Annotated in this window: 32 protein-coding genes; 22 read left to right on the top strand and 10 right to left on the bottom strand. The window is 40.4% G+C overall.

Annotated elements, in window-relative coordinates; translation table 11 throughout:
- The first annotated feature begins 11 nt into the window (after positions 1–11).
- Positions 12–644 carry a methyltransferase gene (locus ACKWCF_RS01310; RefSeq protein WP_409478884.1) on the top strand — a complete coding sequence of 211 codons (633 nt, stop codon included), beginning with the start codon at positions 12–14 and terminating at the stop codon, positions 642–644.
- 66 nt (positions 645–710) lie between these two features.
- Entirely contained in the window at positions 711–1,556 is an 846-nt protein-coding gene (locus ACKWCF_RS01315; RefSeq protein WP_409478885.1) for a hypothetical protein, read from the top strand.
- 55 nt (positions 1,557–1,611) lie between these two features.
- Here ACKWCF_RS01315 and ACKWCF_RS01320 read toward each other — a convergent pair whose 3' ends face one another.
- Positions 1,612–2,199, bottom strand: coding sequence for a GNAT family N-acetyltransferase (locus ACKWCF_RS01320; protein WP_409478886.1), 588 nt, complete (start codon positions 2,197–2,199; stop codon positions 1,612–1,614).
- 13 nt (positions 2,200–2,212) lie between these two features.
- On the opposite strand from ACKWCF_RS01320, the gene ACKWCF_RS01325 reads away from it, so the two are divergent.
- Positions 2,213–2,860 (top strand): hypothetical protein, encoded by a 648-nt coding sequence (locus tag ACKWCF_RS01325; protein WP_409478887.1) that lies wholly within the window; start codon positions 2,213–2,215, stop codon positions 2,858–2,860.
- The gene (locus ACKWCF_RS01330) at positions 2,857–3,513 is read left to right on the top strand and encodes an NAD-dependent epimerase/dehydratase family protein (protein ID WP_409478888.1); all 657 of its coding nucleotides are present in this window, start codon (positions 2,857–2,859) and stop codon (positions 3,511–3,513) included. The genes ACKWCF_RS01325 and ACKWCF_RS01330 overlap by 4 nt, the downstream gene beginning before the upstream one ends.
- Here the strand turns inward: ACKWCF_RS01330 and ACKWCF_RS01335 are convergent.
- Positions 3,510–4,145, bottom strand: coding sequence for a TetR/AcrR family transcriptional regulator (locus ACKWCF_RS01335; RefSeq protein WP_409478889.1), 636 nt, complete (start codon positions 4,143–4,145; stop codon positions 3,510–3,512). The genes ACKWCF_RS01330 and ACKWCF_RS01335 overlap by 4 nt on opposite strands.
- A 95-nt stretch (positions 4,146–4,240) precedes the next feature.
- On the opposite strand from ACKWCF_RS01335, the gene ACKWCF_RS01340 reads away from it, so the two are divergent.
- Together ACKWCF_RS01340 and ACKWCF_RS01345 are read left to right on the top strand one after the other, a co-directional pair.
- Positions 4,241–4,774 (top strand): SRPBCC family protein, encoded by a 534-nt coding sequence (locus tag ACKWCF_RS01340; RefSeq protein ID WP_409478890.1) that lies wholly within the window; start codon positions 4,241–4,243, stop codon positions 4,772–4,774.
- Positions 4,775–4,794: 20 nt separating this feature from the next.
- A complete protein-coding gene (locus tag ACKWCF_RS01345) occupies positions 4,795–5,745 on the top strand; it encodes an SRPBCC domain-containing protein (RefSeq protein ID WP_409478891.1) in 951 nt (316 codons plus the stop codon).
- Here the strand turns inward: ACKWCF_RS01345 and ACKWCF_RS01350 are convergent.
- A complete protein-coding gene (locus ACKWCF_RS01350; RefSeq protein ID WP_409478892.1) occupies positions 5,737–6,939 on the bottom strand; it encodes a multidrug effflux MFS transporter in 1,203 nt (400 codons plus the stop codon). The two genes, ACKWCF_RS01345 and ACKWCF_RS01350, sit on opposite strands and share 9 nt — an antisense overlap.
- A gap of 75 nt (positions 6,940–7,014) precedes the next feature.
- Here ACKWCF_RS01350 and ACKWCF_RS01355 point away from each other — a divergent pair, with 75 nt between their 5' ends.
- From ACKWCF_RS01355 to ACKWCF_RS01375, 5 genes are read left to right on the top strand one after another with little or no spacing between them, the layout of a single operon-like run.
- A complete protein-coding gene (locus tag ACKWCF_RS01355; RefSeq protein ID WP_409478893.1) occupies positions 7,015–7,653 on the top strand; it encodes an HD domain-containing protein in 639 nt (212 codons plus the stop codon).
- A 49-nt stretch (positions 7,654–7,702) separates the two neighbouring features.
- The gene (locus ACKWCF_RS01360; RefSeq protein ID WP_409478894.1) at positions 7,703–8,455 is read left to right on the top strand and encodes a hypothetical protein; all 753 of its coding nucleotides are present in this window, start codon (positions 7,703–7,705) and stop codon (positions 8,453–8,455) included.
- Between the two features lie 39 nt (positions 8,456–8,494).
- On the top strand, positions 8,495–8,926 hold the full coding sequence (locus ACKWCF_RS01365) for a hypothetical protein (RefSeq protein WP_409478895.1): 432 nt from the start codon (positions 8,495–8,497) through the stop codon (positions 8,924–8,926).
- On the top strand, positions 8,926–9,315 hold the full coding sequence (locus ACKWCF_RS01370; RefSeq protein ID WP_409478896.1) for an OsmC family protein: 390 nt from the start codon (positions 8,926–8,928) through the stop codon (positions 9,313–9,315). The genes ACKWCF_RS01365 and ACKWCF_RS01370 overlap by 1 nt, the downstream gene beginning before the upstream one ends.
- Before the next feature lie 19 nt (positions 9,316–9,334).
- Positions 9,335–10,222, top strand: a complete 888-nt coding sequence (locus ACKWCF_RS01375; RefSeq protein WP_409478897.1) for a pirin family protein — start codon at positions 9,335–9,337, stop codon at positions 10,220–10,222.
- On the opposite strand, the gene ACKWCF_RS01380 is transcribed toward ACKWCF_RS01375, so the two are convergent.
- Positions 10,219–11,088, bottom strand: coding sequence for a pirin family protein (locus ACKWCF_RS01380; protein WP_409478898.1), 870 nt, complete (start codon positions 11,086–11,088; stop codon positions 10,219–10,221). The genes ACKWCF_RS01375 and ACKWCF_RS01380 overlap by 4 nt on opposite strands.
- A 173-nt stretch (positions 11,089–11,261) precedes the next feature.
- Positions 11,262–12,386, bottom strand: coding sequence for an OmpA family protein (locus ACKWCF_RS01385; protein ID WP_409478899.1), 1,125 nt, complete (start codon positions 12,384–12,386; stop codon positions 11,262–11,264).
- A gap of 124 nt (positions 12,387–12,510) precedes the next feature.
- Here ACKWCF_RS01385 and ACKWCF_RS01390 point away from each other — a divergent pair, with 124 nt between their 5' ends.
- Positions 12,511–13,164 (top strand): carbonic anhydrase, encoded by a 654-nt coding sequence (locus ACKWCF_RS01390; RefSeq protein WP_409478900.1) that lies wholly within the window; start codon positions 12,511–12,513, stop codon positions 13,162–13,164.
- Positions 13,165–13,174: 10 nt separating this feature from the next.
- Here ACKWCF_RS01390 and ACKWCF_RS01395 read toward each other — a convergent pair whose 3' ends face one another.
- Positions 13,175–13,699 (bottom strand): YbhB/YbcL family Raf kinase inhibitor-like protein, encoded by a 525-nt coding sequence (locus tag ACKWCF_RS01395; protein WP_409478901.1) that lies wholly within the window; start codon positions 13,697–13,699, stop codon positions 13,175–13,177.
- 166 nt (positions 13,700–13,865) lie between these two features.
- On the opposite strand from ACKWCF_RS01395, the gene ACKWCF_RS01400 reads away from it, so the two are divergent.
- Genes ACKWCF_RS01400 through ACKWCF_RS01410 form a run of 3 tightly spaced genes read left to right on the top strand, consistent with a single transcriptional unit; the run spans position 13,866 to position 15,243 of the window.
- Positions 13,866–14,291, top strand: a complete 426-nt coding sequence (locus ACKWCF_RS01400; protein WP_409478902.1) for a DoxX family protein — start codon at positions 13,866–13,868, stop codon at positions 14,289–14,291.
- Positions 14,292–14,300: 9 nt separating this feature from the next.
- The gene (locus tag ACKWCF_RS01405) at positions 14,301–14,666 is read left to right on the top strand and encodes a DUF1428 domain-containing protein (RefSeq protein WP_409478903.1); all 366 of its coding nucleotides are present in this window, start codon (positions 14,301–14,303) and stop codon (positions 14,664–14,666) included.
- Positions 14,667–14,673: 7 nt separating this feature from the next.
- Entirely contained in the window at positions 14,674–15,243 is a 570-nt protein-coding gene (locus tag ACKWCF_RS01410; RefSeq protein WP_409478904.1) for a TMEM175 family protein, read from the top strand.
- 51 nt (positions 15,244–15,294) lie between these two features.
- On the opposite strand, the gene ACKWCF_RS01415 is transcribed toward ACKWCF_RS01410, so the two are convergent.
- From ACKWCF_RS01415 to ACKWCF_RS01425, 3 genes are read right to left on the bottom strand one after another with little or no spacing between them, the layout of a single operon-like run.
- Complete coding sequence (locus tag ACKWCF_RS01415) at positions 15,295–16,065, bottom strand: ABC transporter permease (protein WP_409478905.1); 771 nt, start codon at positions 16,063–16,065, stop codon at positions 15,295–15,297.
- Positions 16,058–16,969 carry an ABC transporter ATP-binding protein gene (locus ACKWCF_RS01420; RefSeq protein ID WP_409478906.1) on the bottom strand — a complete coding sequence of 304 codons (912 nt, stop codon included), beginning with the start codon at positions 16,967–16,969 and terminating at the stop codon, positions 16,058–16,060. The genes ACKWCF_RS01415 and ACKWCF_RS01420 overlap by 8 nt, the downstream gene beginning before the upstream one ends.
- Positions 16,970–17,383 carry a VOC family protein gene (locus tag ACKWCF_RS01425; protein WP_409478907.1) on the bottom strand — a complete coding sequence of 138 codons (414 nt, stop codon included), beginning with the start codon at positions 17,381–17,383 and terminating at the stop codon, positions 16,970–16,972.
- A gap of 11 nt (positions 17,384–17,394) precedes the next feature.
- Between ACKWCF_RS01425 and ACKWCF_RS01430 the strand changes: the two genes are divergently transcribed.
- Genes ACKWCF_RS01430 through ACKWCF_RS01440 form a run of 3 tightly spaced genes read left to right on the top strand, consistent with a single transcriptional unit; the run spans position 17,395 to position 19,061 of the window.
- On the top strand, positions 17,395–17,664 hold the full coding sequence (locus ACKWCF_RS01430) for a DUF167 domain-containing protein (RefSeq protein WP_409478908.1): 270 nt from the start codon (positions 17,395–17,397) through the stop codon (positions 17,662–17,664).
- Entirely contained in the window at positions 17,665–18,423 is a 759-nt protein-coding gene (locus ACKWCF_RS01435; protein ID WP_409478909.1) for a hypothetical protein, read from the top strand. It begins immediately after the preceding gene.
- Positions 18,424–18,437: 14 nt separating this feature from the next.
- Positions 18,438–19,061 (top strand): HAD family hydrolase, encoded by a 624-nt coding sequence (locus tag ACKWCF_RS01440; RefSeq protein WP_409478910.1) that lies wholly within the window; start codon positions 18,438–18,440, stop codon positions 19,059–19,061.
- Here the strand turns inward: ACKWCF_RS01440 and ACKWCF_RS01445 are convergent.
- Positions 19,058–19,966: a LysR family transcriptional regulator gene (locus ACKWCF_RS01445; RefSeq protein ID WP_409478911.1), complete on the bottom strand. Its 909-nt coding sequence runs from the start codon at positions 19,964–19,966 to the stop codon at positions 19,058–19,060. The two genes, ACKWCF_RS01440 and ACKWCF_RS01445, sit on opposite strands and share 4 nt — an antisense overlap.
- A gap of 113 nt (positions 19,967–20,079) precedes the next feature.
- Here ACKWCF_RS01445 and ACKWCF_RS01450 point away from each other — a divergent pair, with 113 nt between their 5' ends.
- From ACKWCF_RS01450 to ACKWCF_RS01465, 4 genes are all read left to right on the top strand, one after another.
- Entirely contained in the window at positions 20,080–20,925 is an 846-nt protein-coding gene (locus tag ACKWCF_RS01450; protein ID WP_409478912.1) for an SDR family oxidoreductase, read from the top strand.
- A gap of 137 nt (positions 20,926–21,062) precedes the next feature.
- Positions 21,063–21,575: a response regulator gene (locus ACKWCF_RS01455; protein ID WP_409478913.1), complete on the top strand. Its 513-nt coding sequence runs from the start codon at positions 21,063–21,065 to the stop codon at positions 21,573–21,575.
- 17 nt (positions 21,576–21,592) lie between these two features.
- Complete coding sequence (locus ACKWCF_RS01460; RefSeq protein ID WP_409478914.1) at positions 21,593–22,777, top strand: hypothetical protein; 1,185 nt, start codon at positions 21,593–21,595, stop codon at positions 22,775–22,777.
- 35 nt (positions 22,778–22,812) lie between these two features.
- On the top strand, positions 22,813–23,982 hold the full coding sequence (locus ACKWCF_RS01465; protein ID WP_409478915.1) for a hypothetical protein: 1,170 nt from the start codon (positions 22,813–22,815) through the stop codon (positions 23,980–23,982).
- Positions 23,983–23,986 lie beyond the last annotated feature (4 nt).

Here is a 23,986-nt window from a genome sequence, read left to right on the forward strand (position 1 = left end):
TGATGGTTGAAGTGTCTTCAATCAATAAATATCCCACTTTTCATTATTCACAGCCCAGTGATTATCACTTTAGCCATGATTCAGTATTTCTGGCGCGTGAAATTTTTGAAAGACGCGGTAATCAGTTAGCAAAAGATAATGTGCAAATTCTAGATCTGTGTGCCGGCTGTGGAATTGTCGGACTGGATTTGTTATTTCACCAATTAAAAGAAAAATCTTTTAGTGGCGAAGTCGATTTTTTAGAAGTGCAAGAAATCTATAAAGAGCATTTCTTAAAAAATAAAGAGATATTACAAAGTCATTTTCCAAATAGTCCAGTGTCATTGAATTGGGTACAAAATAGCTATGCTTCTGCTGATGACAGTAAAAAATATGATTTGATTGTTTCTAATCCACCGTACTTTGTCGTGGGCCAAGGTATGTTATCACCGAATGAATTTAAAAATCGTTGTCGCTTTTTCGTCGATTCAGACTGGCAAACAATGATTCGCTTTATGCAAAATTCATTAAAGCCAGAAGGCCAGGCGTATTTTTTAGTGCGTGAAGAGCTTAAAGCCACAATGGCCAAGCAGTTTCCAGAGATGACGTTTCCATTTCAAGTGCGCGGCACTTGGGTTGCGCATATTGACGCTGGACCACAATAAAATTTTATTTACTAAAAATAAATTACTTTTATTATAAATAGCTCAACAAAACACGGAGGTTTTATAATGAAAAAAATTATTGTCTTTTTAGCAATTACTGCATCTTTTTACGCAAACGCACGCAATCTATCTGCAATGGCGTGGTCTTTTACTGCCCCTTCCTTATCTGATCCAGATGCTATCAGTCCAAAAACAGCTGGTGATATAGTTTTTGATACAACAACTGCAAATTTTTACGGTTGGGACGGATCATCTTATTTAACTCTTTCAGGAAAAGTAGCTACAGCACCAACAGTGCAAAAATTTACTACATCTGGCACAGCTACATATACATTACCGACGAATCCAGCGCCTCTATATATTAAAGTTAGAATGGTTGGTGGTGGCGGTGGAGGTGGCGGCAGTAGCACTGGTGGGCCAACTGCAGGTGGCAATGGTTATAATACTACTTTTGGCACATCTTTATTAGTAGCTAATGGCGGTTCTGGTGGTAGTACATCTGGAGTTGGTGGAGCAGGTGGAAGTGCTTCGTTAGGCAGTGGCCCTGTTGGTTTAGCAATTAGCGGTGGTTCAGGCGGAGGAAGTATGGTGACTTCTACGACTCAGGCATCCGGAGGAGTGGGTGGTAATTCTGCTTTTGGTGGTTCAGGTGGAAGCGGAACTATCTCTGCTGGATTAGCCGCGGCTACAAACAGTGGCTCAGGAGGCGGCGGAGCAGGCATTGGTATCAGTTCTTATGTTGGCGCTGGAGGTGGAGCTGGCGGATATGTTGAAGCAATTATTTACAATCCGAGTTCAACTTATTCTTATGCAGTTGGCGGTGGCGGTAGCGCAGGATCCGCAGGTAGCGGTGGTGCTGCCGGAGGAGCTGGTGGAACAGGTATAATCATCGTTGAAGAATATTACCAATAAGATTTATTTTAAAGAGAACGACGAAGTTTCTGCTTTGTCGTTCTTATTTTTTGAACTAGATATCAAAAACCTTTTTTATTTTCTTGCTTGGTTTTCTAAATCCAGATCTGAAATCTAAAATATCGTTCTGTGTTTTGCTTTTGAAATAACTTAAAAGCACCATTGTGCCGAAGCGTTCGTTTAATTCAAAACCGGTAATTTTAAATCCATATTTAAGCTTAGGAATAATAACATCGTTATTCGTCATAATATGGCGGCTGTAGATTGTGGTAAATCCTTGTTTTACAGCCTGATTGATCATTTCTTTCATCAAGCAAGTGTACAGACCTTTTTTACGGTGAGTCGGAAGAATGGCCGAATTACACATGTAATAAACTGTCGCTTGTTCCTGAAAGCCCCAGCTCCAGCCGACAAATTTATTTTTATAGTACAAGCCTAAATTAAGTTTAAAAGTTTTTGGAAACTCTTTGCGTAATTTGGTTTGTTGCGCCAGTTCCTGTTTTGTGAAAACTTCGGCATTTCTATAGAACATTGACACATCGTTAAAAATCTTTTTAGCAGGACGCGTCCATAAATCCCAAAATTCAGCGTCTGGAATTTCTCTAATTTCATAGCCTGGCGGTAGCTTGTATTTTAGACTCATAGTGAAAGTATATATGAAGCTAAAATCAGCCGTCAGTAAAATTAATGCCCGCGGAGCACTTCTGGTGTTTCCGATTAATAACAAAAAAGAACCAGCGTCTTTATGGTCAGAGTTTTATCCAAAATCTAAAATGCGCTGGGAGTGGGATTCAGATGGTGATGACCGTGTGGGCGAGCTTTGGGCTTTAATGAAAAAGCTTTCTGATAGCCGCGAAGTGGTTTATTCGAAATGGTATCAGGGGCGGGCAACATTTTTTTCGCGCAAATTATTTGCGGCGTTACTGCAAAAGTCTCTACATCACTTTGATGAACCGCATATTTCGCCTGTAGCTAAAAACTTGCTTGATACCTTAGAAAGTGATTCACCGTTATCGACAAAACAACTTAAGGCTCTTACTGAGTTGCGTGGTAAAGATAACGAACGATTTTATAACCGGGGAATGAAAGAGTTATTCTCTAAATTTTTAATCGTGGCTTTTGGCGAAGTGGATGATGGGGCTTTTCCGTCTTTAGCTGTAGGTGCCACTAAAAATTTATATGAAGATCTTTTAAATGAAGCTCGAGATATGACTGACGTCCAGGCCGATAAAATAATCGAGCAATATTTGCCAGAAGGAAATTTGTTTCGTAAATTCTTAGATAAACTTCAGAGGGAAAAATGAAAACTGCAGTGATCATCGGAGCAACAGGTCTTGTTGGAACAGAATTAGTGAAAGCTTTAAGCTATAGCCAGCATTACGATAAAATTTATGTGATCGCGCGCCGAGCAGTAGAATTTAATGATAAAAAAATTGAACCCGTGGTTATAGCTTTTGAAAATTTAGAACAGCAAAAGTTTCCGACAGGCGCTGATTATTTCTGTGCTTTGGGTACAACGATTAAACAAGCGGGGTCACAAGAAGCTTTTCGCAAAGTTGATCACGATTACGTTGTAAGCTTTGCTAAAATTGCCAAGACCTGTGAAGCTAATTCTTTTCATATGGTTTCAGCGATGGGCGCAAGCCAGGTATCTACAAACTTCTATTCACGTGTAAAAGGTGAAACTGAAAAAGACGTGTTAGCACTTGGTTTAAAGAAAACCCGTATTTACCAACCAAGTTTATTAATCGGTACACGTGATAACTTAGGGCAGCCTTCACGTTTAGGTGAAGAAATTGTGACCGCTGTTTATAACAACGCGAAATTCTTATTTAAAGGCTTTATGAAAAAGTACGAGCCCATCACCGCTGAAAAAGTGGCTTTAGCGATGGCTAAAAACGCAATTTCTGATTCAGCAAAAAATAAGATGATCGTTTCAAATAGAGAAATGCACTAAGTAGAAATTACGGCAAAGTATTGTTCTAAAGAATCATACAATGCATGAAAAGCTTTTGGGTCATCCAAACCTTTTAGCATGCCATAGAAACCTTCATGCGCCATCACTACAAACTGTGCTACTTTTTTAGTGTTTACATCTTTTTTTAAAAAGCCGTTAGCTTTGGCGCGGCTAAGGTGTTTTTCAGTTTCATCAATCCAAAGATTTAAAGCAGTTTGTAAACGTTTATGAAAACCCTTATCTACAGGCGACATCTCTTGCACTAAATTATTTAAAGGACAACCAAGCTTAAGATGAGCTGGCGGAGAATTGCCGATTAAGTTTTGCAATTGCTGAAGAATACCATCTAAAGGGTTATCAAACTTTTCTAAAGGTGTAATCCAGCGGTCAATGATCATGGGGCTGATCACATCTTCAACTAAGGCATAGCCCAGATCTAACTTGGTCGGAAAATGGTGGTAAAAAGCCCCTTTGGTCATCGACGTCTTTTTTACGATATCGTCAACACTAACCCCTTGGAAACCGCGCGAGAAAACCTCCATAAATGCCACATCTAGAATCTCTTTTCGAGACTTCTCTAGGTCACGGGTCTGCTTTTTAGGGGCCTTGGTGGCCGGTTTCTTGCTTTTCATACGTTTTAAAGTCTAGCAAAAAGAGAGGTTATTGACAACATACTAATTAGTATGTTAAATTTTAATCAGATCGAAGTCGGAAGAAAGAGGAATTTATGATCAAAAAGATTTTTTTAGGACTAGTTATCGCCATTGTTTTGTTCTTAGGGTTTGTTTCAACTAGAGAGAGCAAATTTCACTATGAAAGAAGTACGGTGATTAATGCTCCGGCTGAAAAAATCTATCCTTATATTAGTAACTTTAAAAATGGTTCAGCTTGGAATTCATTTGATCAAAAAGATCCTAACGTTAAACGTAATTTTATCGGCAACGATGGTGAAGTCGGCGCAAAAATGGAATTTGAAGGTAATCAAGAGGCCGGAGCAGGTTATTTAGAAATGTTAAGCCTTGTACCGAACGCTGAAGCGCAAATGAAATTAGTTATGACAAAACCTATGCATGCAGAAAATCTAATTATCTATAAATTAACTGCAGAGCCGACTGGTAGCACACGTTTTACTTGGGCGATGTCAGGTGATGCGGGTTTTATCGGTAAGTTAATCAATATCTTTATTGATTGCGAAAAAATGATCACTGATGAGTTTGAAAAAAGCTTTCAAAATCTAAAAGTCGTTATCGAAAAACAATAATTTAAGTAAGGAATAAAGATATGAAACTAATCACTACTCCAGATTTAACTCAGTTTCCAGAAACTCATTATGTGTTTATCGAAAAAATCGGGCCGTTTCAAGAAACAGCCATGCTAGCTTGGCAACAGTTACATCAAAATTTAGCGGCGATTAACGGTAAACACCAGATTTCAGCTTTCTTTTCACAATACAAAGTGCAACCGCAAATGGTTTACCGTGCGGGTGTGGCTGTTGATAAAAAACCAGAGCATTTGCCAGAAGGTTTTAAATACGAAAAGTTTGAAGGTGGTCTTTACAAGCGTTTCACGTTAATTGGTGGATACCAGAATCTGCCAGACGCTTCTGGTGCTGTATTTGCTCATGTTGAAAGAGAAAAAACACCAGTGCGTGATGGTTGGTTTATTGAAAACTATATTAATAGTCCGAATGCACGCAAAGAAGAAGAGTTAGTGACTGAAATTATGATTCCAACGACGGCTGAAATTAAACCTTTCAGACTAAGCCGTGAATTTGATGTGAACCAAGAAACCATGTGGAGACTGTGGACTGAAAAAGATCTTTTAGAAAAATGGTCTGGTCCTAAAGGTACAAAAATAAAACAATCTAACTTTGAATTAAAAGCGGGTGCTACAAATCACTACTGCATGATTTCTCCGGATGGCACCGAGATGTGGGGAAAACAAGTGTTTCGTGAAATCATGAAACCAGATCGTTATATCTACATTACAAGCTTTTCAGATGCTCAAGGCAACATGACAAGACATCCGATGAGTGCCACTTGGCCGCTTGAGATGTTAACAACAATTACGCTGTTAACTTTGGGTGATCAAACAAGAGTAACTATTGAATGGATGCCATTGAATGCTTCACCTGAAGAAATTAAAACTTTCAATGAAGCTCATGAAGGTATGAAAATGGGTTGGGGCGGATCACTAGATACTCTTGCAGAGTATCTAGAAACTTTAAACTAAACTTTTTTCGCGTTTACTTAAAACAATAATTAATCCGATTAAAGACGAAATACACATGACCGCGGCTGTCGGAAGACTGCCGCTCACGTTAAGCATTCCAACTCCGGCGCTGGCAAATGATCCAACACCTAATTGTAAAAAACCAAGTAAAGCTGAAGCTGCTCCCGCATTTTTCTCGAAAGGCTCAAGGGCTAGTGCGGCGGCGTTCGGGTAAGTGATACCTGCGCATAATAAAAGTAAAAATAAAATAATCACAGTTGGAATAAGCGTTAGCCAGTTGTTAAATACACCGGCAAAGAAAATCACACCCATAACCACTTGAAAGAATAACGACACTTTAAAAATCTGCGGGCTTTTATATTTTTTAGTTAATAATAAATTTAACTGGCCACCGCCGATCATGCCTACGGCTAAGATCGCAAAGATAATTCCATAAACTTGGGCGCTGACTTTGAAGCCTTCCATAAACATGGCCGGAGAGCCCGCGATATACACAAATAATCCAGCAAATGAAAAAGAACCGGCAAAAGTGTAGATCGAAAACTGGCGTACTTTTAAAATATCTTTATAACCCAGAAGGACCGATTTTAAATTTAGTTTAGCTGTGGGATCTGGTTCGTATTTTTGCGGTAAAACGAAATAGGCTAAAGCCAGATTTAATAAACCAAGAGCCACTAAAGCCCCAAAAATCACGCGCCAGCCGAACGATTCAACAACAAAGCCGCCAATCGTTGGAGCCAGGAGTGGTGACACGCTTAACACAAGCATCAACAAAGAAAAAACTTTGGCGCTGTCTTCGACGGGAAAAAAATCGCGCACCATTGCAATAGCACCCACTGAAGCCACACAACCACCCAGGGCTTGCACAAATCGTAAAGCTAAAAACCATTCAATCGAATGACAATTCATCAAAGCAATTGAAGATAAGATGTAAATAATAAGGCCTGTGTATAAAGGTTTTTTACGACCGAAATGATCTAATAAGGGGCCGTAAACGATTTGCCCTAAAGCAAAACCGATAAAGTACGTTGAAATAGAAAAAGAAACTTTAGCTGTCGTTGTTTGTAAATCACTGGCGATCTGAGTGAACGCCGGCAAATACATGTCGATTGAAAAAGGAGTTAAAGCTTCAAGTGACCCTAAAATCAGGATTAACAGAGCGTTTTGTTTTTTAGTGCTTAGCTGTTCAGACATTCGCGCAGATTACAACACTTTGCGCGGTATTTGCCAGCAGCATTCTTAGCGTTTAGAATTTTTATCAGCAAGAGGATGGGTATGGTTCCAGAATGGGAAAAATTATTTGAAGACAAAATAAAAACGGTCGCTTCAAGCGATGATCCCGCTCACGATTTAAATCATTTTAAACGTGTTGTAACCATGGCCAAAAAATTATGTGTGCAAGAAGGGGCTAAACTAGAAGTAGTTGTTCCAGCGGCTTGGTTACATGATTTGGTGATTGTTCCTAAAAATTCACCGCTAAGAAGTAAGGCTTCAAGGTTGTCAGCAGAAAAAGCGTTAGAGTTTTTACGCGAAATAAATTACCCGCAAGAATTTCATCATGACATTGCGCATGCGATTGAAGGGCATAGCTTTAGTGCCAATATTGATGTTCAAACACTTGAAGCCAAGATCGTGCAAGATGCTGATCGTTTAGATGGATTAGGTGCGATAGGTATTGCGCGCTGTTTTGCTGTAGCAGGAATGTTAAAACGTTCTTTCTATCAAGCTGAAGATCCGTTTTGCGAACATAGAAATCCAGATGATCAAAATTATACAATAGATCATTTTTATCAAAAACTTTTTAAAACGGCAGAAACGTTAAAGACCAGATCAGGGCAGATCGAAGGTGTTTCGCGTGTGCAGTATATGAAACAGTATTTGGAATTTTTAAAATCAGAAATTCTTTAGCCACAAATTTGCAAATCCTTCGTGAATTACATTAAACGAAAGGATCGTTATGCAAATCGGGGTAAAATGGAAAAATCTTTTGGGCATTTTGGTGTTCTTTGCGGCGCAAAGCACATTCGCTTATCGCGTTATCACTGATCGTATTCCGCTGGGTAAAGGGTCGGTGTATTCGTTTGTTGAGTACACGAGAAATAAAGTACCGACAGCCATTGGGGTTGCGATTGCGGGTTCAGCGTTAAAAACGTTGCCCGACGAAATGCAAATGTTAGAGCTTGTTCCGAAATCTATGCATAAAGTAGAACCGTACACTCATATCGGATTTGATTGGAATCCGATGGGGCACGAACCTCCAGGTATTTATGATCTTCCGCATTTTGATGTTCACTTTTATATGATTCCACAAAACGTACGACATAACATAACGTGTGCCGGAGCTGATGCTTTGAAATGCACAAAAGCTGTTGCATCATCTTATATTCCAGCTGATTACGGCCCTACACCTGCGGGTGTTCCTATGATGGGCTGGCATTGGCTTGATTTAAAATCACCAGAATTAAACGGCCAAACTTTTACAAGAACACTTATCTATGGATTTTATGATGGTTCAACGGCATTTATTGAGCCGATGGTTACTTTAGCTTATCTTAAAACAAAACCACATGCAGTTTTTCCAGTAAGATGGTCGCAAAATATTTCTGTTTCAGGAATGTATCCGAAAAATTATTCGGTTGATTATAAACCAGTGACAGACACTTATGAAATTGCCTTGATTGATTTGGTATCCCGCACATCGAGCAGATAAATCTGTACAAAAATAAAATCTGAGATCACGATTAAGCTTATGAAATATTTTTTATTGATAAGCTTAATCGCTTCTTGCGTTTTTGCACAAACAACTCTTTCACCGAAACATTTACCTGCAGCCAAACCAACTGATTCTGCAGTAAAGCACTCTTCGCCAATTCCAGCGCAAGCAACTGAGAAGGCCCGCTTTATTTATCGCGAATTTTTAGCTAATCGCGAAGATTCTTTTATTATTCAAGCCATTAAATGCAATCCCGCGGCTAAAAACGAATTATGGATTGAGCAATTTAAGACCGATCAAAAAGTTTCTGGTGGTGAAGTTCACACTTTACATATTTACGCGCGCGCCGGTGATTGTACTCAGAGCCCGGTCAGCAGTGTATGGTTTGAAACAATTAAAATTCCGAAGTCTAATAAAATGACTCATGTTTATATCACAATCTTATCTAACAATATTACGGTGCAATAATGTCTGTTGAATCTACTCACTTATTAAATAAACTGGCCTTTGAAGTTCATTCCCGCAAGTTTACTGTTAATAGCGATGTGGTCGAAAAACTGGGGGGTGACGACAGCGCTCCAGATCCGCATCAGTATTTAGAAATCGCTTTAGCCAGTTGCACGGCGATCACGGTTATGATGTACGCCAAAAGAAAAGGTATTCCACTAGATGATATTAACGTAAGTATTCATATTACCGCCGAAGGTGAAGTGAATGCGATTTCTCGTGGTGTGCAGTTAATCGGTAACCTAACTCTAGAACAAAAAGACAGCTTAATTGCGATTGCTGAAAAATGCCCAATTCATAAATTTATTTCGCGTGGCGCGCAGATCACAACGATATTAAAAGAAGCTTAAGACAAAGAAAGAAGCTAAAATGTTAGAGCATGATATTCTGATCAGTGGAAAGAAAAAAGACTTAGGCGGATTTTTTGTCAGCCGAACTTTGCCGAATATCAAACGCCGCCATGTAGGACCTTTTGTTTTTCTAGATCATATGGGCCCCTTGCAAGTTGATCATGAACATTTAATGAGTGTGCGCCCGCATCCACATATCGGTTTATCGACGGTCACGTATTTATTTTCAGGGCGCGGCTTACACCGTGATAGCTTAGGATCAAAACAAGTGATTTCACCAGGCGATCTAAACTGGATGACCGCTGGTCGCGGGATTGTGCATTCAGAAAGAACTCCGGTTGAGGATTTATCAGCACACCCGAAAAAAACCATGCACGGTATTCAGATCTGGGTAGCGCTGCCAGTTGAACAAGAAGAGTGTGATCCTAATTTTACCCATTACCCGAAAGAAACATTACCCCAGTTTCAACTGGCCGATAATTTTTCAGGTAAGTTACTTATCGGAAGCTATAAAAATATTACTTCACCTGTTAAATGTTATTCACAAACATTTTTTGCCGATATCACTGTGGAAAACGATGTTGATAGCGTGATTAATATTCCTGAAGAAGAAATCGGTGTGTTTTTATTAAATGGCAAAGCCACAGTAAATAACCAAGAACTTTCAACCGACGATTTATTGTTAATTGCTAATCCCAAAGAAATAAAAATTCAGGCGACGAAAGACACGCGTTTAATTTTTATCGGGGGAAAAGAATTTTCAGAACCTAGATATATTTGGTGGAATTTTGTTTCTTCAAGAAAAGAAAGAATCAGAGAAGCGGCCGAACAGTGGAAAAAACAACTCTTCGGCCAGGTCGCCGAAGAGTCTGATTTTATTCCGTTACCGGAAGACCCGCTGCCTTAAGCAATCGGGTTAGTTAAGTGACCCATTTTACCACTGTTAAAATCGTCGAACGCCTGACGAATTTCTTGTTGGGTGTTCATCACGAACGGACCATAACCTACAATCGGTTCGTTTAACGGTGCGCCACCTAAGAATAACATTTTTGTATCTTCAAGCACTTCGATTTTAAAAGTCGTATCTGTTGTATCCATTAAAGCTAATTCAGCAGAGCCGATCACTTTGTCATCGTTTAACTTAATACTGCCACTTAACACAAACACCGAAGCTGTGTGTCCTTCAGAAACAGTAAAAGTATGCGTGCTGCCTTTTTGTAAACGCATATCCCACATATTAATGGGTGAATGCGTAAGAGCCGGGCCGTGAGCGTTTGAGTAATCGCCAGCGATCACACGGATTTTTCCACCTTGAAGTTCAACCACAGGAATTTGCGCATCTCTGATACCTTGGTAACGTGGTTTATTCATTTTATCTTTAGCAGGTAAGTTCACCCACAATTGAACCATTTCAAATAAACCACCATTTTTTGCGAAATCAGCGCCATGTCTTTCTTCATGCACTAAGCCTGAAGCCGCTGTCATCCATTGCACATCGCCGGGTTTAATCACGCCACCGCCGCCCGCTGAATCGCGGTGTTCAACTTCGCCTGAATACACAACGGTGACTGTTTCAAAACCACGGTGCGGATGTTCACCAACACCACGGCGCTCTTCAGTTGGTTTAAATTCAGCTGGTCCTGCGTAATCCATTAATAAAAACGGAGACATATATTTTGCTAAATCCTGGTAATGAAAGATCGTGCGAACTGGAAAACCATCTCCCACCCAGTGGGGAGTGTCGCTTCGTTGGACGTGTAAGATTTTTTTCATATAAACTCCCTTTGTTTATGACTTATATTACGTCATAATGGGGTATCTTGAATAGACGGTATAATTTAAACTCATTGTTCAATCTATTGGACAATCGGCCTAAATAAAAAAGAAAGGATAGACTGTAACCTCTATCCTTTCTAAAAACTTCGACCGCCTGTCTAAATCTAAAACTATCTGCGGATAACTTCGATATCTATACGACGATTTTCGCTACGACCACTCTCGCTGGCATTATCAGCCACCGGTTGTACTGAACCCATTCCGGCAGTCTCGATACGATCAGGGGCTATGCCTTGACCGATAAGAGATTGCTTTAAGGCTTCAGCACGATCCATAGAAAGTTTTTGGTTCGCACTTTCCACTCCCACATTATCGGTGTGACCGACAATACGAATGCGTGCAGTTGCATATTGATTTAATAAAGCGGCTAGCGCCGTCGCAGTCGCGGTTCCTTCAGCGCTCAGTTGGGCTGCGCCAGTCGGAAAATTTAATTCACGCAGTGAAAAGGCGCGTGGAGCAACAGCTGCAGGGTTTGCTAAAAATTGCGATAACTCACCCATAACTGTTTGGTCTGTGGCTGCATAAGCTGTGGAACCCGTGGCAGCCGGAACGGCTTCCGAATTGACCTGTGGGTTGGATAAGACGGGAGCTGAGTTCCTCCCTTGGCTCCACCAGATAATTCCGATCGCGATTGCAAGAAGTATCCATGGCCAATATTTTCTAAGAGCGGACTGTTTGATATCTGTTTGTACTCCTGTTCCCGTTAAAGGAACTGAGCGCGAAGCAAATTGGTTAGCGGCCGAGATGTCAGGAATAAAACCGCTACCTTGTCCAAGAATATTTGCAAAAGCTGATGGTGCTAAAGTTCCACCTTTCATTTTTGATCCGATAAAAGCAAAAACAGCGGCACTGGCGGCACCTAAAAGTTTTGAACCTTGCGAAGAACTAACACCCGCAGCGGTTGTCACTTTTCCAAGTAGAGAATCTGTTTGGCCGGGTAGAATGCGGCTTAAAAGATCTTGGCCTTTATTAATTTGTGAAGTCACGTTTGAAGTATCGCTGGTCATACTAGTGGGGTTATCAAAACCACTGTCATGAATAGCGCTTGCGACATTTTGAATTCCCTCGGGACCACGAATTTTTTTCTGTAGTTCTGTAAATACAGCAGGAATCGCTGTTAACATTGTCGATTTGGTTTTTTCTACGGGGATACCTAACGTTTCGCTGATTTTGTTAAAAAATCCTGTCGGCAGAACGTTTGAGAACGAGTTTAAGGCATCGGCTGTAAGTTCCATAAAATACTCCTTTTTTGTGGTAAAATGACATCCATGTACGATCGCAGAATTAATAAGCAAAGTGGGTGCCGTAAGATGAAAATTAGGCATTCCCAACTGGGGCAATCTGGGGTATGAATCACCTATGGGAAAAATCGAAATTCTCAGATTAATGGCCGGCTTCAAAAAGTTCCGCGATAAATATTTCGCCGGCGAACATCCTCTTTACGAACGTTTAAATTCTTTTACTGGTCCAGGCCAGTCGCCGAAAACTTTAATTATCGGCTGCAGCGATTCACGTGTTGACCCGGCTTTGATTACTTCAGCTTCACCGGGGGAGTTATTTATCGTGCGCAACGTGGCAAACTTAGTTCCACCTTATGAAAAAGGCGGAAAATTTCACGGGGTAAGTTCGGCGATTGAATTTGCGGTGGTGAATTTAAAAGTTGAAAACGTGATTGTGCTTGGTCACCGTCAATGCGGTGGTATCCGTGCTTTAATGACAAACGATGTTTCTAATCCTGGCGAAAGTTTCGTAAACCGTTGGGTGAGTATCGCCGCTGATGCGAAAGAGCGCGTACTTGCGGCTCATCAAGGTGAAGATGAAGAAAGTCTTTGCCGTCATGGTGAATTAGAAGCGATCGTAACTTCGTTAAATAATTTAAGAACTTTTCCATTTGTGAAAACGGCAATTGAAGAACGTGGCCTGTCATTAATGGGAATTTACTTTGATCTTGAATCAGGCCACTTGCTTGAGTACGACGACGACGCGAATAATTTTCGCTGTATCGAATTATAATCTTTGAAACTTACGGTGAAGGGCGGTGCTCTTCACTTTGTTGTTGTGCTGGTCTTTGGCGTTCATACCTTCCGGTAATTTGCGCTGTTTTTAAAATATGGTTATTCATCGTATCGTGAATGGTTTTAAGCTCAGCGCGAGCCGGGCCTAAGTTTTCGATGTCTAAGGCAAACAAAGTAAAAATATAACGATGAGCTAAATCTCCTGATGGAGGTTTGGGCCCGTCGTAACCAACGCGGCCAAAAGAATTCATACCCTGATCAATGCGAAGAGGATCATGTAATTCTTCTTTTTTTTCTAAACCTTCATGTAAAGCCGAAATCGAAGGGCTGATATTATAAACTACCCAGTGTGTAAACGTGGGGTCTTGCGGCGATTTTTTCGGAGCGTCTAAGTCTTCACATAATAACGCTAAACTTTTGCAGCCGCTGGGTACATCAGACCATTCTAACGCAGGTGATACATTTTCTCCGTCAGCGGTAAAACGCTGTGGTATTTTGCCATAGTCATCGAAAGCAGAACTATTTAAATGCATAGAGAAATCCTTCCGTAAATTTTTAATTTGAGTTTCACACGAAAGATTGCAAAGCCCGAGCCATCAGAAATCAAAGCGATAGAGTTTTTCTATAGACTTTTTAAAGTGCTTGTCGCTGGGGCAACTTGCTTAATATGATATTTCTACACAACAAGGAGACCTCATCATGTCTAAATTAAAATGTTTTTTTCAACCATACTCTTTACCCAAAGGTGTTTCTGTAGCCCTTTTATTAGTTCGCATCTTAATGGGTGTGGCGCTGATCATGCACGGCTGGGGAAAAATCCAAACGCCATTTAGCTGGATGGGACCGGACGCGCCAGTTCCAGGTATCTTACAATTCTTAGCAGCGCTTTCTGAATTTGGCGGAGGAATTGCACTTCTTCTTGGATTATTAACATCATTAGCGATGTTAGGTTTATTCTTTACAATGGCCGTTGCAGTTCACATGCACGCTGTGATCAAAGGCGACCCGTTTGTTGGTGGTTACGAATTAGCAGCTCTTTACTTAGTGTTAGCAATTATGTTCATCATCACTGGCCCAGGAAAATTTGCCTTAGACGGTAAAATTTTTGGCAACAAATCTTGCTAGAGGTTAACAATGGCTAAAGCTTCAAAATATATTGATATTTGTATTCAACCGATTCCAAAAAAACTTTTAGCGGAATACCGCAAAACGACCAAAGTGATCGGCCAAATTTTAGTAAAACACGGAGCTTTAGCTAGCCGTGATTATGTAGGCGAAGATAAAAATGCAACTTCTCTGGCAGCCCCATTTGGTAAAGCTGTGAAACTTAAAAAAGGTGAAGTTGTTATTTACGCTGTAGCAGAATTTAAATCGAGAAAACACCGCGAGCAGGTTTTCGCTAAAATGATGAAAGATCCTAAAATGAAAGAGATCGCCTTCATGATGGACGAAAAAAGAATGTTAATGGGTGGTTTTGAACTTTTAGTAGCGGTTGACTAGCGTGGTCATGCACAAAGGAAGACTAGAAGCGTTTAGTGATGGCGTGATCGCCATCATTATTACGATCATGGTTTTAGAATTTAAAGTGCCACATGAACCGAGTTTATCGGCGCTGTTAAATCTATGGCCTATTTTTATCAGCTATATTTTAAGTTTTATCTACGTCGGTATTTACTGGAACAATCATCATCACATGCTTCAAGCCACCACTAAAATCAGTGGCGGAATTTTATGGGCCAATTTGCATTTGTTGTTTTGGCTATCGTTAATTCCGTTTAGTACAGCCTGGATGGGTGAAAACCATTTTGCAGACGGGCCAGTGGCGGTTTACGGGGTTGTTTTATTCATGTGTGCTGTGGCGTACATTATTTTACAAAACCGTTTGATCAAACATCATGGCAATGAATCAGTTTTAGCAAAAGCTATCGGATCAGATCGTAAAGGAAAAATTTCGATGCTTTGTTACGTTTCAGGAATTGCGCTATCGCATGTGTCGCCTTGGATTTCTTCGGCGTTATATGTGTTTGTAGCGTTAATGTGGTTAATTCCAGATCGTCGTATTGAAGACGCCGTATAAAAAACCTGATCAACTTTGATTTTAAGTTGATCAGGTTTCTAGGATAAAATCTTAATTTACTAATTTCTTTTTAATCTGTGAGTAAGCCAGAGCGCTTAAGATTACACTTTGAATTACTAAAATTCCGCCGTTAATCGTTAGGGCTTCAAGAATACCTTTTTGCCAAAACATGCTTTGTGCGATACGCACACCGTGAATTAATGGAAAGAAGTTCGCTAATCCACGCACTACGGGGTGCATTTGTTCGATCGGAAAGAAAATTCCGGATAAGAAATAGAGTGGCGCAATTAAAAACGAATACACCGTTTGGAATTGATTGATATTTCTAACCCAAGCCGTTGCCAGTAAACCCATTGCTCCGCACGGAATAGCGACCAATAGACCGACAATAGAAAGAGCCGGAATTAACCACGGGTTCACCATTAAACCAAACAGCGCAAGCACCATAGCTACGCCCACGGCCATAACAGCACCTTTAAGGCCTACCCAAATTAGTTCACCGAAGACAACTTCTTTAACTCCGATCGGAGTTGTGAGCATAGCTTTAAAAACATTTTCAAAACTCATGCGCACATAAAAGCCGTAACTTGATTCAAAGAACGAAGTAAAAAGGGCAGTAGCTACAGTTAAACCTGGAGCTAAGAACTGCATATAAGACATACCTTCAACATTTGTAAGGTACGAGCCAAGACCTAATCCTAGTGAGACTAGAATTAATGCCGGATCGGCAATCGTTGGTGAAATGTTGGCGATAAAATCTTTTTTATACACGGTCCAGTTACGAAGCGTGATGTGAAAAAATAAAGCAATAGACTCACGCATCGGCTGATAGCTCCTGTCCGGTTAGTTTTAAGAAGACGTCTTCTAAGTTAGAAGGGCGAATTTGTAACGGGGTTAAATTGTTTTTCGTGTGAAGGGCAGTTAATTCATCCAAAGAGTTTGCGCGAATGTAAATACCTGAAGTGTCTTCAGTTAAACTGTATGTTTTATTCGTCTCAACAATTTGATGAATTTGCTTACGGTGATCTAATGAAAAAATACCGACATAGCCTGGCGTATGTTGGTGAATTAATTCTTTCGGGCTTCCGTGACCAGCGACGATACCTTTATTCATAATCACTAAGCGGTCACATAAAACTTCGGCTTCGTGCATGTAGTGAGTTGTAAGAACAATCGTTGTGCCTTGCGAGTGAAGCTCTTTCACTTTACCCCAAAGTAAATGTCTGACGGCTGGATCTAATCCCGTTGTTGGTTCATCTAAAATAAGTAATTCGGGCTTTCCTAAAAGCGCACGCACAAATACTAAACGGCGCTTCATTCCACCTGATAAGGCGATGATCGGCATATCTTTTTTGTGCATCAGATTCATGTACTCTAATAATTCTTCGACACGTTTTTTACGTTCGTCTTTCGGTACTCCGATAAACGCGCAGTAGATCATCATGTTTTCAAAAACCGTTAACGATTCATCTAAAGCGTTTTCTTGGGTCACCACACCCATACGGCGTTTGATTTCGCGGTTATGAGTTTTTGGATCATAGCCAAATACTTTTAAATCGCCGCCGGTACGTTGAACGGTACCATAAGTCATTCCTATGAATGTCGATTTGCCAGCGCCATTTGGGCCGAGCAAACCAAAACATTCGCCTTTATTAATTTGTAAATTAAGGCCATCAACGGCGGCAAAGTCGCCGAATTTCTTAACCAAAGAAGAAGCTGTAATCATTTATTGTTTTTCCGCGGCTTGGTTGAACATCCAGTTCACACCAAACTTGTCTGTTAACATTCCAAATTTAATCGCCCAGAACGTTTGTTGTAATGGCATTGTGACTTTTCCGCCTTGGGCTAGCTTATTAAAAGTTTCAGTGGGATCAGTGTTTTTATCAAAGGCTACTGATAACTGAATATTGTTTCCGAAATTTACGTCGTTTCCAGAGTGTGAATCTGACGCCATCACTTCAGTGCCACGAATTTTAAAAACAGTGTGAATGATTTTATTTTTAGATTCGACAGCCACATCAACAGGGGCATCACCGTAGCGAGAAGTAAAAAGCACTTCGCCATTAAAAGTCTCGCAGTAAAACTTTACCGCTTCTTCGCAGTTACCGTTGAAAAGTAAATAAGCTTCAAGACCTGCCATGAGATTTCTCCTTGTTAAAGATTGATCATCTTAGCCCGAAATGCCAAGCTAAGAAAATGAAAATCACCGTGGCCGTGAAGCCCAACAGCAAAAAGGAATTGGTCGAACAACAACCAGATGGGTCGTATGTGGTTCGCGTTAATGTGCCGCCAGTTGAAGGCCGTGCGAATGAGCGTGTTATCGAGTTGTTATCAGAACATTTCAGACTACCCAAGTCATTGATTGCCTTGGTCGGTGGGCAAAAAAGCAAAAAGAAAATATTTTCTATCGGGAGTAAATAGATGAAACATTTCGTATTTATTTTAGCAGGATTAGTGTTAGTTTCAGGTTGTGCGTCGATTCGTACAGACTCATCAAATCCTTCGCTACAAAGCCCGATTACAACTAAAGCTGGAAACACGGCTTTTCACGGAGAGCTTGGTTCTTCAGATCGCATTAAATTTACCGATGATGCCAGTGCTCGGCCGCCGGATATTTCTTTTATGTATAGTCGGAGTAACGATGCCCGTTTAAATTTAGCTTATGGTGTAAACGATCGATTCGATATCGGCGCTGGTGTGACGAGTAGTGCGGGACTTAATCTAACTTCGCGTTTTCGTTTTAGTGGCGATGAAAAGTCAACATGGTCGTCAGCGGCCACGTTATTTGTTAACTATGATGTCAGTACAAAATCGGGAGATCAAAACGGAGAATTTGGACCTGGCGGTTATAACTGGAATGCGAAAGCCAGTTCAACCTTAGCCGCTTTAGGTGTTGCCATTGGTTATCGCGCTTCTGAAAATGTCCTATTAATTGCCAATGCCGGTGGCGGAGAAACCCGCGCCAAGTTTGAAATCGAGCAAGATGCAGCCAATGGCGACCCTGGTGGAAATTACAGCAGTGATATTAAAGCGCCATTACACAATTTAGGATTTGGCGTGGCTTTCGGACGCGATACTTTCATTACTTTAGGTGTGATGTACACACATAAACAGTGGAAAGACACATCATTAGGTGATACATCTACCACTCATGCTATCTTAAAAATTGAGACGCATTAATCGGGTAGAGAGTTATGAAATATTGGATTTTTGATTTAGACGGTACCTTAGTAGATTCTTTTGGCTTTTATTTTAACGTTGTCGAAAAAATCATGAATAAAACAATGAGCACAGAAGAACGTAAACACTGTGTAAGCCTGCATGCCTCTGATTTGTTTAAACATCACTTAGGCGAAGAAAAAGCCAAAGAAGCTTTACTTGAGCTTAGAAAAATTAATGTTCAAGATTCTTGGGACACGCAAAAATTTTCGGCGGTTGAAGAGTTGCTGGCGTATCTAAAAAGTAAAGACTGCCATATTTCTATTTTTACCAGCCGTGATTTAAATTCTGCTAAATACACTGTAGAGATCACAGGGCTAAAAAAATATATCGATCATTTAATTTCAGGGGATTGTGTTTCTGTAAAAAAACCAAGCCCTGAAGGTTTACACAAGTTACAACAGCTTTATAACTGTAAAGCCGATGAGATGGTGATGATCGGTGACCACGAATGCGATATGGAAGCCGGAACTACAGCAGGTGCTTTTTCAGTGCGCGCCAGCTGGCACCCACACTGGGAACACGATGCGTGTTCGTTAGCTCACAAGCAATTTCACTCAGATCAAAATTTTTTAGCTTGGGTGAAAGAAACAGTTTAAAGAATTTCGCTTAAAGTTTTTTGAGTCGCGGTAAAAATTTTATCGCTGACTAATTTAAGTCTGGCCGATGAGGCCATTGAGACTGGCGACACAAGGCTTACCGCCATTCCCACACTGTGCCAGCTTGGTAAAAGGCGTACTAATTTTTTTTGCTGTAATTCATTCTTACATAAATAACTTGGAACTAAAGCGACACCACCGCCAGCAATGGCCACCTGAAGTAAGCTTGTCATTTGATTACTTTCAACTTTGACGTTCACCATAATCTTAGCTGTTTGTGATTTATTTTTTAAATCCCAACGTTGCATAAGGTTTCCGGCCGAAATACTTAAGCAGTCATGTTTTAGTAAATCTTGCGGGGTAGAAATTTTAGCGCGTTTTTCTAAATAGCTGGGTGCTGCGACAGGAATAAGGGTGACTTCGCCAATACGTTTTGCTTTAAGACCACTTTGTTTTAACGTGCCGATGCGAATCGCGAAATCAAATCCCTCTTTAACTAAATCAATTAATTGGTTCGTGTACTGAAGTTCAAACGAAAGTTTTTCGTGGGTTTGGCTTAATTCACCGATGATCGGGGCTACAACATGTGTTCCTAAATCTTCAGGCGCAGTGATTTTAATTTTTCCGGCAACAATGGCGTCTTGGCCAAATAGGGATTTTTGGGCGTCTTCTAAGATCTGAAGTGGTTCTAAACAGGTCTCATAAAAAGCACGACCTGAAGCGGTCAGGGTTTGGCTTCGCGTGGTGCGTAAGAGAAGTTTGGTTCCGGTTTCGCGTTCTAAGCGGGCAATGGCTTTACTGACTGTAGATTTAGGAATTTTCAATAATTCCGCAGCCTTAGAGAAGCTTCCTTGCTGCACAACTTTGATAAAAATGCGAGTCAGTTCAATTCCTATTGTTTCCATATAGAAACAATATAATTCAATTAGACCGTCTAATCAACAATCCAAAAAAGCGCGATAATGTTTGCATAGGTAAGAAGTCGTGCTGAAAGCACGCAGGAATAAAGGAGTTAGTTATGAAAAAAGATTTAGTATTAGTGGTTGGTGCTTCAGGAATGGTGGGATCAGAACTTTCACGTTTACTGAAAGAACAAGGATACAGTGTTCGTGCAACAACAAGTAAACCGGTGAAAGAAGATTCTTCATCACTGGTTCATGTAGACTTAGCAACTGGTGAAGGAATCACAAAAGCTTTTGAAGGTGTTGATAAAGCTTTCTTTTTATCGCCTCCGGGCTATGCCGATCAGTACGCGATGTTATCGCCTTTAGTTCAAGAAGCTAAACGCCGTGGACTTAAAAAAGTTGTTTTAATGACAGCGATGGGTGCCAACGCTAGTGAAGATACACCATTTCGCCGTGTAGAAATTGAATTAGAAAAATCAGGTTTAGCTTATAACATAATTCGCCCAAATTGGTTTTTACAAAACTTCAATACGTTCTGGATCCAAGGTATTCGTGAACAAGGAAAAATTCTTCTACCAGCAGGTAATGCTAAGGTAAGTTTCATCGACGCACGTGATATCTCTGCCGTTGCTGCAAAACTTTTAACAAGTGATGAATTTAATAATAAAGATTTTGATTTAACAGGTTCAGACTCGGTCGATCACGCGCAGGTGGCCGCAGCGATCAGTCAAGCGACAGGTAAAACAATCACTTACCAAGAAATCAAACCAGAAGAATTAAAAGCAGGGTTATTAGCGGCTGGTTTACCAAAAGATTATACAGATTTCTTATTATTAATTATGGGCTTTTTACGTGAAGGTTATAGCGCCCGCACAACTGACAACGTAAAAATGATTACAGGAAAAGCACCGCACACGTTAGCGGCTTACGCTCAAGATTATAAAGCATCTTGGTTGTAGTTTTTTAAGTAGTCACTTCACCCTAGGGCATTTCGCCTCTTCAGTGGATTAATGGGCCGATGAGCTTGATCGCGTTGGCCTATTTTTCCTCTGTGCTTGGCGACTTTTTTGCACATTTTTTTGGTTTTGGGGTGGCCATGAAAACAGATCGACATTTTATTTTTTTAGTTGAAGATAATGCTGACGATGAAGCTCTGACATTGCGTGCTTTAAGGAAAAATAATATTAGCAATCAGGTTGTCGTGGCACGCGATGGCGTAGAAGCTCTGGATTTTCTTTTTGCCAAAGGAAAATATGCCGACCGCGATATAACAGTACAGCCACAAGTGATGTTGCTGGATCTAAATCTTCCGAAAATTGATGGCCTAAACGTTTTAAAAAAACTGCGCAGCGACGAACGCACCAAGCTTATTCCCGTCGTCATTTTAACCTCTTCAAAAGAGGACCAAGACATTATTGAAGGCTACAGCTTAGGCGCTAACAGCTACGTGCGAAAACCTGTGGATTTCAATGATTTTAGCGAAGCGATTCGTCAGTTAGGTTTATATTGGCTTATTTTAAACGAAGTTCCGAAAGGCCCTCAGGCCGATCAACTGTCTCAGATTAATCGTGCTCCGTTAGGTCAGCCGAACACTGTCACTCATCACTAAAGCAGGAGAAAACTTTTGTGAAATTTTTTTTCCTAGCTTCTTTTTTGGCTTTGTCAGCTATAGCTGCTGAACCCGATAAAAAAACTGATACCGTTATTGAAGACTTGGAAGCGCGGGTTATTGATTTAGAACAACGTCAAAAAGTAATGAGTGACTGGTACAATGATTTTTACCTTCTCGGCAAAGGGCGGGTGACGCCTTATTTGAACGAACGTATTTCACTAGGTGGTTTTTTCGAGTCTGCGGTAACTCATATTTATGGTCCAGATACTGAAACACAAACTTCTGGAAATACTCATATCTTAGGAGTTAATTTAACCGCTCAATTCAATGAGCAAATGCGTTTTGCTACGCAGGTTCTCACAATGCTCTCTATTCCTTTAAGAAACATACATAACAATCCTAATTTAACTCCCGCTGAAAGACAATTCAGGGGAGCTTCAATTAATTCGACGGTGGCTCAAGGGTATTTTGAATATCGTTCTAATGAATATTTTAATGTTCAAACGGGAATTGGCTATGCGCCGTACGGAATTATCTATCAGCAACGTGAGCCAGAGCTATTTCGCCTGCGCGGAGGCTCGCAAATTTTAACTTCTGAAGATGGCGATACTGTGGGCATTGCGTCGCCTTTGTGGATGGGGTTACATCTTTATGGTTTTTTACCATTCAGTCCAAGTGTTGGTTACAATCTTTATTCGATGACTCCTAAAAATACTGTTTCAACTTTAGGAGTCGGTGCAAAGCTTTGGAAAAAAATAAGCGAATACGCTACTTTTGGTATTTCTGTACAGAGTGGTGAACAAAATGATGGAAATTTTTTCGCGCACGGATTTGACCTGAATTTAAAATACAAAAATTTTGGTTTTGTTTCTGAGTACGGGCGTACCACGAATTCAGGTGAAACCTTAGACACCGAATTTTATTACTTTGAGCCTTATTACACATTTGCCAAAGATGAGTGGTTAGTTTTTTTAAATGCGGAATATATCAATAATCTGGCTAGAGCAGAAATACTCACTCATATTCCTGATCCGGTAAAGAAATGGCAGTACGCGATTGGCTTTAACTGGCTACCACTGACTAACGTTAGACTTCGTTTAACTTACTTGAACCATGATTATATCGATGAACTTGATACGGTAACCGGGCCTGAACGAGATTACCGAGTTATTGATTTTTCAACGGCGATTGCCTTTTAGGTGTAGCGATGAGGGTTGTTGTGTTCGCAGTTATTATGATAATACAACTTTTAGCAGAAAAAAGCTTTTCTGCTCCAACATCTGCACGTGTGAAAAAAATTGAAGAACTGCAGCAAAGAATTTATGAGTTAGAAAAAAAACAAAACGAATTTGATGACTGGTACAATAATTTTTATGTCTTAGGAAAATCGCGTCTGGTGCCGTTTTTAGGTCATAAAATTTCGCTAGGTGGTTATTTTGAAACCGGGATTATCAATATTTACGGCAAAGATACAGAAAATCAGCTTTCAGCGTACAGTCATGATTTAGGGATTAATCTTAGTGCCGAATTTTCCGAGCAAGTTCGTTTTGTTACACAAACTTTAACAATCGTTAATATTCCTTTTCAGAATCCACATAACAATCCTCAACTGACTCCGAATAGACGTGAATATTTAGGTTTAGTTTATGGATCGTTAGTTGCGCAGGGCTATGTGGAGTTTAGTGCTTCTGATTTTTTTAAGATTCAATCGGGTATTGGCTATGCGCCGTTTGGAATAGCTCACCAGCAACGCGAGCCTTTTTTATTTCACGCTCGCGGTGGCCCGCAATTTATAAATCCGGATGGTTATGACATTGCACCTATTGTGGCTTTGTGGATGGGGCTTCACGTTTCTGGTTTGTTACCGTTAAGCAAAAGTACGGCTGGGTATAATCTGTATAGCTTTACTCCTGGAAGTAACGTCAAAACCTTAGGTATCGGCGGAAGGTTGTGGTGGGCACCCAATGAATTTGTGACCACGGGAATATCCGTGCAATACGGTGACAGAGAAGCCGGAAGCTTTTTATCTCAGGGATTTGATATCGATATTAAGTACAAAAATTTTGGGTTCATCAGTGAATACGGGTTAGTTAATAGCTCTGGTAATGCTGGTGATTTAGAAGCTTATTATATTGAGCCGTATTATAAATTTAATGAAAATAAATGGCTCGTTTATTTAAGTGCAGAATACCTGCATGAGCCTGGTCGGCGTGATGCGGTCACTCGTTTGCTTGATCCTTTTGAAAAAAAATTTTTTGGCGGTGGTGTTAACTGGCTTCCCATTTCTAATGCAAAACTGCGTCTGGGGTATTTAAAACATATTTATTTGCATGAACCAGATAACATCGGAGCTCCTGAAAAAGATTACGATGCTGTCGAATTTTCAGCGGCGATAGCCTATTAAGGAC

It is taken from the genome of Pseudobdellovibrio sp. HCB154 (assembly GCF_046267985.1).
GTDB lineage: Bacteria > Bdellovibrionota > Bdellovibrionia > Bdellovibrionales > Bdellovibrionaceae > Pseudobdellovibrio.